7 protein-coding genes are annotated in these 12002 nt (G+C 71.4%); 5 read left to right on the top strand and 2 right to left on the bottom strand.

Annotation, left to right across the window (positions count from 1 at the left end):
* The first annotated feature begins 18 nt into the window (after positions 1-18).
* Positions 19-720, top strand: coding sequence for a ComF family protein (locus tag ACX9TP_RS07905; protein WP_482982130.1), 702 nt, complete (start codon positions 19-21; stop codon positions 718-720).
* Positions 721-1397: 677 nt separating this feature from the next.
* Here ACX9TP_RS07905 and ACX9TP_RS07900 read toward each other — a convergent pair.
* Both ACX9TP_RS07900 and ACX9TP_RS07895 read right to left on the bottom strand, forming a co-directional pair.
* A complete protein-coding gene (locus tag ACX9TP_RS07900) occupies positions 1398-1745 on the bottom strand; it encodes a helix-turn-helix domain-containing protein (protein WP_482979116.1) in 348 nt (115 codons plus the stop codon).
* A 721-nt stretch (positions 1746-2466) separates the two neighbouring features.
* On the bottom strand, positions 2467-3456 hold the full coding sequence (locus ACX9TP_RS07895; protein WP_482979115.1) for a hypothetical protein: 990 nt from the start codon (positions 3454-3456) through the stop codon (positions 2467-2469).
* A gap of 490 nt (positions 3457-3946) precedes the next feature.
* Between ACX9TP_RS07895 and ACX9TP_RS07890 the strand changes: the two genes are divergently transcribed.
* The 4 genes from ACX9TP_RS07890 (at position 3947) to ACX9TP_RS07875 (ending at position 11974) form a co-directional block, all read left to right on the top strand.
* Complete coding sequence (locus ACX9TP_RS07890; RefSeq protein ID WP_482979114.1) at positions 3947-6673, top strand: ERAP1-like C-terminal domain-containing protein; 2727 nt, start codon at positions 3947-3949, stop codon at positions 6671-6673.
* Positions 6674-6741: 68 nt separating this feature from the next.
* Positions 6742-7488, top strand: coding sequence for an arylamine N-acetyltransferase family protein (locus ACX9TP_RS07885; RefSeq protein ID WP_482979113.1), 747 nt, complete (start codon positions 6742-6744; stop codon positions 7486-7488).
* Positions 7489-7623: 135 nt separating this feature from the next.
* Positions 7624-8139 (top strand): chemotaxis protein CheW, encoded by a 516-nt coding sequence (locus tag ACX9TP_RS07880; RefSeq protein WP_482979112.1) that lies wholly within the window; start codon positions 7624-7626, stop codon positions 8137-8139.
* A gap of 175 nt (positions 8140-8314) precedes the next feature.
* Entirely contained in the window at positions 8315-11974 is a 3660-nt protein-coding gene (locus ACX9TP_RS07875; protein ID WP_482979111.1) for a DUF3857 domain-containing protein, read from the top strand.
* Positions 11975-12002: the final 28 nt, after the last annotated feature.

Raw genomic sequence — 12002 nt, 5'->3', positions numbered from 1 at the left:
CACCGCGGGGCCGTGCCGGTGCTGAAGGCGCTGCTGGATTTGCTCTACCCACCTTCGTGCATTGCCTGCGCGAAGGTGCTGCCGGGCCCGGGGGCCTTCTTCTGCGAGCCGTGTGACACCGCGCTGGAGCGGCTGCCGCCCGCGTGCTGCCGCACCTGCGCGGAGCCCGGGGCCTTCCCGGGTGGCGCCTGCCCCCGCTGCCGCGCGGCGCCGCCTCCGTTCTCCCGGGCCTGGGCACCGTTCGCGCACGAGGGGCCGGTGGCGCGCGCCATCCACCGGTTCAAGTACGAGGACCATCCGGAGCTGGCCGCGCCGCTGGGGGAGCTGCTGGCCGGTGAGGCCCGGGCGTTCCTGCGACAGGCACCGAAGCACGTGGTGGCGCTGCCGCTGCACACGCGCCGCTATCACTCGCGCAAGTACGACCAGGCGCAGCTGCTCGCGGGGACGCTGGCGAAGGCCACGGGCCGCGAGGCGCCCATGGGCTGGCTCACACGCACCCGCGAGACACAGCGGCAGGTGGGGCTGAGTGAAGCGGAGCGCGCGCACAACGTGGCCGACGCCTTCACCGCTTCCGCCGCCGCGAAGGGCCTTGAGGTGCTGCTGGTGGATGACGTCTTCACCACCGGCGCCACCGCGCGTGCCGCCGCCACGGCGCTGCGGGAGGCTGGCGCGGTCCGAGTCGAGGTGCTGACTGTGGCGCGGGCCTTCAGCCTCGCCTGAGCCGCCCGAGGCAGGCGGAGTGGCCGAGCCTCCAGGTGCCGGCCCGTCCTCTTCGCCCTCCTCCGCGCATTGCCCGGGTGCGGCCGAATCCCTCCTGGGGACTTGGAAACCGCCTGGCCTCCGCTGTCACGAGGCCGCCATTGCATGCCCCGGAAGGGCAGCCGCGTCTGGACTCCGGAAGTATACCTCCCCCTGCTTTCCGGTGTCTCCATGACGCCCCCAAGGTCCAGGGGCGCAAGCGGTACGTCATCAGCAACCCTCGCTGCCACTGACCCAGCTTCTCGCGCTCCTGGCGGCCTGCATGCCAGACGCGGTCGACCAGGCAGTGGCCGGTCTGCCCCAGGACTTCCAAGCCATTCTCCAACGTGTCCTGCGACGCAAGCCAGCCGGCCGCTACGCCACGGCCGGGCAGATGCGGGACGCGTTGCGCGCATGTCTCGCACGCGAATGGCAGGCCGGCCCCTACGGGCGCCAGGAAGCGGCGGCGGAACTCGCGCAGCTCATCAGCAAGGCCAGCGCCGCGCGGGACGCGGTGGACGTGGGGGATGAGCGCCTGTTCCCGCGGGGCCGGAGTCACATGAACTGGACGTCCTGGCGGGAGGCCGGAAGCGCCGGACGTAGCGAGCCGCCACGCTCGCGGCGCTCCAGCGGCCCTTGGGAGGCGATGGGGGCGACGGCTAGCGTGACAGCGCGCGGGCCATGACGACGAGCGCCTCCAGCTTCTCCTCGTCCAGTTCGCGCGCCAGTGTCACCAGCCGGCGCAGCAGCGGCGGTTCCTTCTGCGCGCCGCGCCGGGCCTCCTTGTCGGGCCGGGCCATTCCCAGCAGCTCGTCCGTGGGGGTGCGCAGGGCCATGCTCAGACGGCGCATCATGCCCGTGCTGGGCACCATCTTCCCGCGCTCCACCCGGCTGTAGACCATGGGATTCATGTCCACCATGGCGGCCACCTCCACCTGTGTCAGCCCCAGGCGCGCCCGAGCTTCGCGCATCGCCTTGCCCACCATCATTCCCAGTTGTTCGTCCATGCGTGCGGGTGAAGGTAGCGCACCTCGACCTGCGCGGCTTCATCCACCGGGCATTCTTTTGATGGATGGTGATATGTATCCCCGAGGTATATCCCGTGATAGACTTGAAGCCTGGGAGCGCCGCCCGCTGCCGCCCGCGGTGCGGCCACCTGGGGCCGTGCACGGCCGCGTTCCTGGGCCAGCTACCGCCCCTCTACTTCTGGAGGAAGTCCTGATGCGCCTGGGCGGCGCCGGTATTCATGAAGAAGGCAAGGGCGTCGCCGGCCGCCGGGAGGCGGGCACATGAGAGCCCCCTCTTCGCGGACGTGGAGCCCGGCACGGATGTGGGTGGCTTCTCGGTGGCGGGGCTGATGGGCCGGGGCGACTGCGGCGCCGTCTTCCGCGCGCGCCGCGGGGGCCACGCCTTCGCATTCAAGTTGCAGTCGCTCTCCGCGCCAGGTGGGTGGGCGCAACGCGAGGTGGCCATCCTCAAGCGGCTGGGCCACCCCAACGTGGTCCGCTTCCATGCCTGCGGGCTCTGGCCGAACAGAGCGCTCCTCGGACACCACGAGCCCGGGGCCGTACACGCTGACCGTCTGGGCCACGGGCGGCAAGCGGCCTCTCATCCTGGGCAACATCCGTTTCCCTGATGCCCCGGTAGAACGGACGCGCCCCTGACACGCGGTGGGCGGCAGGGGCACGTCTCAACGCAGGAACCTTCCGGCGTCAGGCGTCGCGAGGATTACCCGCCCGCCATGCGTCGAAAGAAGCCGCCCAGCCCCTGCGACGTGTTGCGCGGCACACCCTGGACCGGGCTGGTGGGCTGAGTGGGCGTGTGCTGCTGGGCGCCCGGGGCCTTCTCGGTGGGGGCGATGACTGCCGGATGGGTCTGCGGCGGGAGAATGCTCAAAACGGGGGTGTCCTTGCTGGCAGTGCTCTGCACGCTCGCCGCCGGGCTGACCGGGACGGCGGTGTCGTCATTGTGGGCCATGACCTGGGCCGGTGACACGGCGGGCGCCGCGGCGTCGGGAGTGCCGCTGGACGCAGGGGCGTGCACCACCGCTGAGACGTCTTGCGAGGTGGGCTCGTCCACCAGCGCCGCCGCCAGTCGCTTCATCTCCTTCTCCGGGATATCCCGCAGGGTGATGAACAGCTCGCCCAGGTGGTTGCGCGCATCCACTCGGATGCTGAGGCGGTCGGTGAAGTGCCGCTGGAGGTTGTCACGGTAGTGCTGCACGCGGGCGACGGCGGCCTCCGGCAGCGGCTGGACTGGCGAGCGCTTGTGCTTCACCGCATTCTGCAAGTCCTCCACGGAGCAGTCCGCGAAGGGCATGGGCAACACCGTCCCGTCTTCCTGGGGCACCGCGATGGGCAGGGCGCCCGGGTCGCTCTGCGCCACGGTGATGCCTTCCAGCCTCGCATACGACAAGAGCGTAGAGAGGTTGCGCATGCCGTACTTCACCGCCACGTCTTCCGAGAAGGAGCGCGCCACCACGCCGTTCAGCGACAGGCTGGCCTGGCTGACCACCCTGACACGCTTCTTGAAGAAGTCCTGGGCGTCCTTGAAGCCGCTCTTCTGGGCCAGCCCGCTGTCCACGACGTAGTTGTAGAGCCGGCCAATCTGGTGGCCATTGCGGTGGCCCTGCTCGACGAGCGTCAGGATGCGCTCGTGCACCTGCTCCAGCGTCAGGTCAGGCGAGGGCATGGTGTTGTTTCCGTTGAGTTCTTCCATGGTGCTTTCTGTGTCGCGCCGCGTGATTGCGGCGCAACGCGGGAGAGCAGGGACCGGGCCAATGCTGGCACCGTGTGATTACGCCAGCTTGCGTGCAAGTTCGGGCTCTGATTGGTCCCGAGACGGGCCTGTCATCTCGAACGCCGGACGGCTGGCCGCCATGACGGAGGCCCTCACTTCCGCACGTGCAGAAGTGAGGGGTGGCGCCTGCGCTGGATACCCTGCTTCTGCACGTGCAGAAGTGAGGGGTGGCGCCTGCGCTGGATACCCTGCTTCTGCACGTGCAGAAGTGAGGGGTAGCCCCCAGGCTGGGGGCGCCACGTTCGCCCCGAATACCGCTCTCGGAAGGATTTACGGCATCTCTCGCTCCGCGGTGCTGCACAGAGCAGCCGAGCAGTCGCCGTCGCTCGACTCGCTGCCTGAAGCCCTCCTGAACGCGGCTTCGCGACGCCGGTCCCCACCAGGTGACGAGGAGGAGTAGCCTCGCGGCATGCGCTGGCCCCTTCCCGTCCTCCTCGCATTCGTCGCCCTCCGCTGCGCCCACGCGCCCGAGCCGGCGACTCCTGCTTCCGCCCCTGCCCCCGTGGCGGCGGCGCCCACGTATCCCGAGCCGCAGCCGCCCACGCTGCGGCTGCCCGACACCGTCCGCCCCGTCCACTACGCGCTGGACCTGAAGCTCCTCCCCGCCGAGCCCACGTTCTCCGGCGCCGTCGCCATCGACGTGGAGGTCCGCGAGCACGTGCGCCAGGTGTGGCTGCACGGCCAGGACCTGGAGATAACGCAGGCCCGCGTGGAGACGGGCACACGCACCCTGGAGGCCCGCGCCGTCACCGCCAGCGATGGCCGCCTCGGGCTGCTGCTCCCCGAGCCCCTCCCGGCGGGCAAGGCCGTCATCCACCTGTCCTTCACCGGCCACATCGACCGCGAGCGCAGCCGCGGCATCTACGGCGTGGAGGAGCGCGGCGAGCCCTACCTCTACACCTTCTTCGAGCCCGTGGACGCGCGCCGCGCCTTCCCCTGCTTCGACGAGCCGGGCTTCAAGGTGCCCTGGCGCCTGCGCTTCACCGTGAAGGCCGGGCACGTGGCGCTCGCCAACCACCCCGTCGTCTCCCGCGAGCCGCTGCCGGAGGGCCTCGAGCGCGTCACCTTCGCGGAGAGCCGCCCCATGCCCAGCTACCTCGTGGCCTTCGTGGTGGGCCCCTTCGACGTGGTGGACGCGGGCACCGTGGGCCGCAACGCCGCGCCACTGCGCTTCATCGTCCCGAAGGGCCGCGGCCCCGAGACGGCGTACGCGGCCAGCGCCACCCCGCGCATCGTCCAACAACTGGAGGACTTCTTCGACCAGGCGTACCCGTACGAGAAGCTCGACGTGGCGGTGGTGCCCCGCTACTGGGGCACCATGGAGCACCCGGGCATCGTCGCGCTCGGCCAGCCCCTCACGCTCATCCGCCCCGGCGAGGAAACGCTCGCGCGCCGCAAGTGGTACGTCAACATCGCGGGACACGAGCTCGGCCACTACTGGTTCGGCAACATCGTCACCTGCAAGTGGTGGGACGACATCTGGCTCAACGAGTCCCTCACCTCGTGGCTGGACAGGAAGCAGATGGACGGGTTCGACCCGGGCTGGGGTTTCTCGCGCGAGGCCAGCATGCACTCGCTGTCCTCCGCGCTCGACGCGGACGCGCTCTCGGCCGCGCTCCCTGTGCGCAAGCCGGCGCAGACGCATGACGACGTGCTCGGCTCGTTCGACAACGGCACCACCTACGCCAAGGGCTCGGCCATCATCGCCATGTTCGAGGCGTGGCTCGGCCCGGAGAAGATGCGGGACTTGCTGCGCGTCCACATCCGCAAGCACGCCTGGGGCGTGGCCACGTCCGAGGACTTCGCCACCACCCTCTCCGAGGCCGCGAGCCCCGACCTCGCCCGCTCGTTCCGGAGCTTCATCGACCAGCCCGGCGCCCCGCGCATCTCCGCCGAGCTGCAGTGCAAGCCGGGCACGCCCACGCGACTGAAGCTGTCGCAGGAGCGCTTCCTGCCGGCCGGCTCCACCGGCAGCACGAAGCAGACGTGGTCCGTGCCCGTGTGCGTGCGCACCGGCACGGGCGGCGGCTCGCACCGCGTCTGCACCATGCTCAGCGAGGCCACCGGCGAGCTGTCGCTGCCCATGCGCGACTGCCCGAAGTGGGTGCTGCTCAACGCGGGCGGCATGGGCTACTACCGCGCCAGCTACACGCGCGAGCAGCTCGCGCAGGTGCTGGCCGCGCCGCCGAAGAGCCTTACCGTGGAGGAGCGGCTGGCCCTGCTGGCGGACGTGGAGGGCTCGGTGCGCCGGGGAGACTTGCCGCTCGGAGAGGCGCTGCGGCTCGTCCCCGCCACCGCGCGCGACGAGGACCGCCTCATCGTCCAGCGCGGCGCCCGGCTCCTCCAGCTCGTCAACGAGAACGGGCTGTCCGCGGCGGACCGCACCCGCTTCCGCGCCTGGGTGGGCGGAGTCTATGGCCCCCGCGCCCGCAAGCTGGGCTGGGAGCCGAAGCCGGGCGACAGCGACGACGTGAAGCAGGAGCGCGCACGGCTGCTGGAGCTGGCGGCGCTGCGGGGAGAGGACCCCGTGCTGAGCAAGGAGGCAGGCCAGCTCGCCAGGGGATGGCTGGCGGACCGCAAGTCCCTGGACCCGGAGGCGGTGCCCCTGGTGCTGGCGGTGGCCGCACAACATGGAGACAAGGCCCTGTTCGACACCCTCCTCGCCCAGGCCCGCAAGACGGAGGACCGCAACGAGCGCAGCCAGTTTCTCACCACGATTGCCACCTTCCGCGACCCGGCGCTCGTGAAGCAGGCCTTGCCCCTCGTGACGAGCACCGAGATGGACCTGCGGGATACGAAGGTCATCCTCACCGGCGCCTTCATGACGGCCGACACGCGCGAGCTGGCCTGGGCCTTCTACCGGGAGAACTTCGACGCGCTCGCGGACCGGCTGCGCTCGGACGAGCTGGGCTGGCTCGTCAGCCTCGTGGGCAACCTCTGCGGCACCGAGCGCCACGCGGAGGTGCAGGCGTTCCTCGCGCCCCGCGTCCCCCGCCTGGAGAACGCGCCCCGCGCGCTGGCCCGGGCCGAGGAGTCCATCCGCCTGTGCGCCGAGTCCGACCGCCTCCATCGCGAGGGTGTGCAGTCCTTCCTGCGCGCGCCCCCCACGGTGCCCGCACCCACCCGAACGCGGTGAGGGCCGGTGGCCAGTCCATCCTCCGGGAATGAATCGCCCCGGGGGACGGGCCGCGTTACACAGCACGCATGTTCGACGCCGCACGCTACCTGGAGCGCTTCGGAGCAGACGCGAGCACACCGCTCGCGCAGCTGCACCGGGCCCACCTCCAGGCCGTCCCCTTCGAGAACCTCGACATCCACCTGAAGCGGCCCATCCGGCTCGACGAGGAGGCCTTCTTCGAGAAGGTCGTCCTCCAGCGGCGCGGCGGCTTCTGCTACGAGCTCAACGGGCTCTTCGCGCGCCTGCTGCGGACGCTCGGGTACGGCGTGACGCTGCTGTCAGCGCGCGTGGCCACGCGGCCCGACGGCGGCGAGTACGGCCCGGAGCACGACCACCTGGCGCTCATGGTGGAGGACGCCGCCGGCCGCTGGCTGGCCGACGTCGGCTTCGGGGAATGCTTCGTGGAGCCGCTGCGGCTCGACGAGCGCGGTGTCCAGACGCGGGCCGGGCGTGGCTACCGGCTCGTCGAGGACGCAGGACGGCTCGTCTACTGGAGCGAGACCCCGTCGGGTTGGGAGGCGCAGTACACCTTCACCCTCGCCCCGCACGCGCTCGCGGACTTCGCCGGTATGTGCCTTCACCACCAGTCGTCGCCACAGTCCCCCTTCACGCAGCGGCGCCTGTGCACCCGGGCCACGCCCGAGGGCCGCATCACGCTGAAGGAGGGCGCGCTCGTCGTCACCACCGGGGACGGGCGCCAGGAGCAGCCGCTCGCGGACGAGGACGCCTGGCGGGACGCGCTCGCGCGGCACTTCGGCATCGCCCTCCGCTGAGCGCATGGCGTAGGCACACCTACCTGCGTCCCGGGTCGCCACGACACCGGCGCCCACTTGTCAGCTACCCGTCAAAGCGATACGCCTGCGCCTGCCTGCTCCGGAAGTCACGGAACGCACTCCAGAAGCGACACCATGATGAACGCCGGCACAGAGGGCAGAGCCGAGCCGTACCTCCACTTCGTCGTGGGCGGTGAGCACTACGCCGCGCCCAGCGCCTGCGTGGCGGGCGTGGTGTCCGAGGCCCGCCTGGAGCCGGTGAAGGGTGCGCCGCCCCACGTGCGCGGGGTGCTCGTCCAGGAGGGTGAGACGGTGCCGGTGGTGGACCTCTCCCACCTGCTGGGCCAGGCGCTGCGCACCGTGCGCGCGCGGCCCACCGTGGTGCTGGCCCAGGTGCGCTGCTGCGGCGAGCCCCTGCGGCTGGGCCTCGCGGTGGACGGCGTGGGCGCGCCGCTGGTGCTGTCCTCGCGGGACGTGGTGCCGGCGCCCTCCTTCGGCGCCGCCATGCCGGTGGACTTCCTGGTGGGCATGGGCCGGCACGGCGAGGGGCTGGTGCTGCTGATGGACGTGGAGCGCGTCCTCACCGAGAGCCAGCTCCACTCCGCCATCCAGCTGGCGTCGCCCGTCGGGCCCCGGGGCCACGGCAACTGACGCACCCACACCTACCTCGTCCCCTGCAGTACCCTCCGCGACGTTTTCGGTTGCCTGCCCGCCGCCCGGGGCCGCATGCAGGGGAAGGCCCGAAGAGGGCCACCTGTTCATCGCCGTCGGCGCCCCCTGTTTCGCTCGCGGGCGCCCCTACCGTAGACGTCAACGAGGAGAACGGATGTCCCGCTTCACATGGCTGGCCGCGGTTTTCGTGCTCACCTGCCCGCTCTGGGCGCAGGCGAGGCCGGCAGCGGACGAGACTGCGCGCGGGTACGCGGCCGAGGCGCTGAAGCAGGCCTCCTCCCCCCGCGGCGCCGCCGCCCTGCTGCGGATGCACGCCCTGGTGGATGACGTGGAGGACCTGACGCCGCTCATCAGCACCTACTCCCTCATCGCCTCGCGGCGCACGTCGGACCCGAACACCCGCGCCACCGCGCAGATGCTGCTGCTCGAGACTGAGCGCGCTCGCGGCCGGCTGGTGCGCGCCAACGAGGTGAAGCAGTGGCTCGGCTTCGTCGGCGACTACTACGTCGTCGGCGGCTTCGAGAACGAGGGCAAGGCCGGCTGCGACACCGACTTCGGCCCCGAGGCCGCCAACCTGGACCTGGCCGCCACGTACCCGGGCGCCAAGGGCCGCGAGGCCACGTGGCGCAAGCTCACCGCGAACACCACGGACGGCTACGTGGACCTGGCCACCGCGGTGCGCCCCAACCGCGAGACGGTGGCCTACGCCGTCACCTGGCTGGAGGCGTCGCAGGAGACGCGCGTGGCCATGGGCGTGGGCACCTCCGGCGCGTTCCGCTTGTGGGTGAATGGCCAGCTCGCTGCGAAGGAGGACCGCTACAACCTGCCCCGGCCGGACCAGTCCCGCGTGTCCGTGAAGCTGCGCAAGGGCCTCAACCGCGTCCTCGTGAAGGTGTGCCAGGAGTCCGGCCCGCTGGGCTTCTACCTGCGTCAGGAGACGCCCTCCGTGCGCGCGTCGCTGCCGGCGAAGGCCCCCGCGCTGGAGCGCGGCGCCGCCCCCGCGCCCCAGTCGCTGCCCACCCTCACCTCCGCGCTGCGCACCCTCGTCGAGAAGAACCCCAACGACGCCGAGTTGCGCGGCGACTACGCCCGCGTGCTGGGCTTCTTCCGCGCCTATGACGAGCGCGAGCACACCGCCACCGTGGAGGCCACGCGCGCCGCCGAGGCCGCTCCCGGCAACGCGGGCCTGCAGCTGCTGGCCGCGAGCCTGCAGCGGGACGACTTGAACGAGCGCCGCCGCTTCCTCGAGGCCGCGCTGAAGGCGGACCCGGACTCCGTGGCGGCGCGCGTCGCGCTGGCCGACCACGAGCTGGACCGCGGCCACCCGGAGCGCGTGGAGGGGCTGGTGGCGCCGGTGCTCCAGAAGGACCCGGACTCCGCCTCCGCCCGGCTGATGCTGGCGAATGCCGTGGAGGCGCTGAACGAGCGTCCCCGCGCGAGCGCGCTGGTGGAGGAGGCCTTCCGCCGTCAGCCCCGCGTGCCCCGCGCGGTGCGCGCCGCGGCGCAAGCCTCCCGGCAGCTCGGCCGCAACCGCGAGGCCATGGACCGGATGCGCGTGGTGCTGGCGCTGCGCTTCGATGACGTGAATACGCGCCGCGGGCTCGCCTCGCTGCTGGCCGACGCCGGCCAGGTGGAGGCCGCCCAGCGCGAGTACGCGCAGCTGGTCACCCTCAACCCCTTCGACAATGGCGCGCGCGTGCGGCTGGCGGAGCTGAAGGCCAACAACGGCGCGGTGGAGGAGGCGGTGGCCCTCTTCGCCGAGGCCCGCGCCCTCTCCCCCGACGAGCCCGAGGTGTACGAGCGCGAGGGCCGCGCCCTGCTGGCCGCCGGCCGCCGTGAGCCGGCGCTGGCCGCCTTCGAGAAGTCCCTGGCGCTGCGCCCGCAGAACCCGGGCCTGAAGGAGACGCTGCGCACCCTCAAGGGCGAGACGTCCGGCACGGGCATGCAGTACCTGGTGGACGCGAAGGGCCTGGAGAAGGAAGCCGAGGCCTACGTCCACGAGGACGCCGTGTACCTGGTGGACAGCACCTACGTGCGCGTCCAGAAGAGCGGCCTGTCCAGCCGCCTGTCGCAGATGGTGGTGAAGGTGCTCAACGCGCGCGGCGTGGACGCCTTCCGCATGATGCCCATCACCTACTCGCCGGACCGCCAGGAGGTGCGCATCCTCAAGGCCCGCGTGGTGAAGGCGGACGGCTCCGTGGTGGAGAGCTACGGCGAGAATGACCGCAACATCAACGAGCCGTGGACGGGCATGTACTACGACGCCCGCGCCAAGGTGCTGTCCTTCCCCTCGCTGGCCGTCGGCGACCTGCTGGAGCTGACGTACCGGCTGGACGACACCGCGCAGGACAACCTCCTCTCCGACTACTGGGGGGAAGTGGAGAGCGTGCAGGGCGTCTACCCGAAGGTGCGCTTCCAGTTCCTCGTGGACATGCCCAAGGAGCGCCCCCTCTACTGGAACAAGAGCAAGCTCACCGGCGTGCAGGCCGCGCAGGAGCCGGTGGACGGCGCTCGCGTGCTCTACCGGTGGAACGCGAAGCACGTCTCCAAGGTGGTGCCGGAGCCGGGCATGCCGGGCTGGGCGGAAGTCGCGCAGAACCTCCACGTCTCCACGTACCAGACGTGGGACCAGGTGGGCCGCTACTGGTGGGGCCTCGTGAGAGACCAGCTCCAGCCCAACGCCGAGCTGCGGCAGACGGTGGACCAGGTGCTCCAGGGCGTGGACCGCAAGGACGAGCTGGCGGTGGTGCGCGCCATCTACAGCTTCGTGGTGACGAACACGCGCTACGTGGCGCTGGAGTTCGGCATCCACGGCTACAAGCCGTACCGCGTGGACCGCGTGCTGGCGCGCCGCTTCGGTGACTGCAAGGACAAGGCGAGCCTCATCCACTCCATGCTGCGCGTGGCGGGCGTGGACAGCCGGCTGGTGCTCCTGCGCATGCGCAACCTGGGCGCCATTGGCGAGGAGCCGGCGAGCCTCGCGGCCTTCAACCACGCCATCGCCTACGTGCCCAAGTTCGACCTGTACCTGGACGGCACGGCGGAGTTCCACGGCGCGAAGGAATTGCCCAGCGCGGACCGCGTGGCCAACGTGCTGGTGGTGGAGCCGGACGGCAAGAGCACGTTCCTCACCACGCCCGAGGCGAAGGCCGAGGACAACGCCACGCGGCTGACGCTGGACGTGGCGCTGAGCGCCAATGGCGCCGCGCAGGTGACGGGCGCGAGCACGGTGGCCGGGGAGAGCGCGCCGGACTACCGCCGGGCGTACCGGCCGGAGGCCACGCGCAAGTCCACCTTCGAGCGCGCCTGGGCGCAGAGCTTCCCGGGCCTGACGGTGCAGGAGGTGAAGCTCAACGACACCACGCGGCTGGACGAGGACGTGGCGCTGGACTTCAAGATGAACATTCCGCGCTACGCGGAGGTGCTGCCCAACGGCATGCGCTTCCTGCCCTTCGGCACGGGCCGCACGTACCAGCAGGCGTATGCGTCGCTCGCCGAGCGCCGCTTCGACCTGGTGATGCCGGGGCCGTGGCTCAACAGCTTCACGCTGCGCTACGCGCTGCCCGCCGGCTGGACGGTGGCGGAGCTGCCGCAGGCGGTGGAGGAGAACACGAAGTTCGGCTACGTGAAGCTGAGCTACCGCGTGGACGGCGGCAAGCTGGTGGCGGACGGGCAGATGGCCCTCACCGCCGCGCGCGTGAAGGCGGAGGACTACGACGAGTTCCGCGCGTTCCTCGGCCGCGTGGACCGCGCCTTCGGGCGCCGGGTGCTCATCCAGGGCCCCGGCAACCGCACCGCGGCCTCGGCGCAGTAGCGCCATTTCAGGCAGTGACACGGCCCGC

It is taken from the genome of Pyxidicoccus sp. M15, assembly GCF_056858435.1.
Note: the sequence above shows the minus strand (reverse complement) of the source record. Positions and strands in the feature narration are given on the sequence as shown.

Excerpts from the sequence above, each read along its gene's own strand:
- ACX9TP_RS07890 (WP_482979114.1), top strand. The coding sequence starts at position 3,947 with ATGCGCTGGCCCCTTCCCGTCCTCCTCGCATTCGTCGCCCTCCGCTGC.
- ACX9TP_RS07895 (WP_482979115.1), bottom strand. The coding sequence starts at position 3,456 with ATGGAAGAACTCAACGGAAACAACACCATGCCCTCGCCTGACCTGACG.
- ACX9TP_RS07885 (WP_482979113.1), top strand. The coding sequence starts at position 6,742 with ATGTTCGACGCCGCACGCTACCTGGAGCGCTTCGGAGCAGACGCGAGC.
- ACX9TP_RS07900 (WP_482979116.1), bottom strand. The coding sequence starts at position 1,745 with ATGGACGAACAACTGGGAATGATGGTGGGCAAGGCGATGCGCGAAGCT.
- ACX9TP_RS07875 (WP_482979111.1), top strand. The coding sequence starts at position 8,315 with ATGTCCCGCTTCACATGGCTGGCCGCGGTTTTCGTGCTCACCTGCCCG.
- ACX9TP_RS07880 (WP_482979112.1), top strand. The coding sequence starts at position 7,624 with ATGATGAACGCCGGCACAGAGGGCAGAGCCGAGCCGTACCTCCACTTC.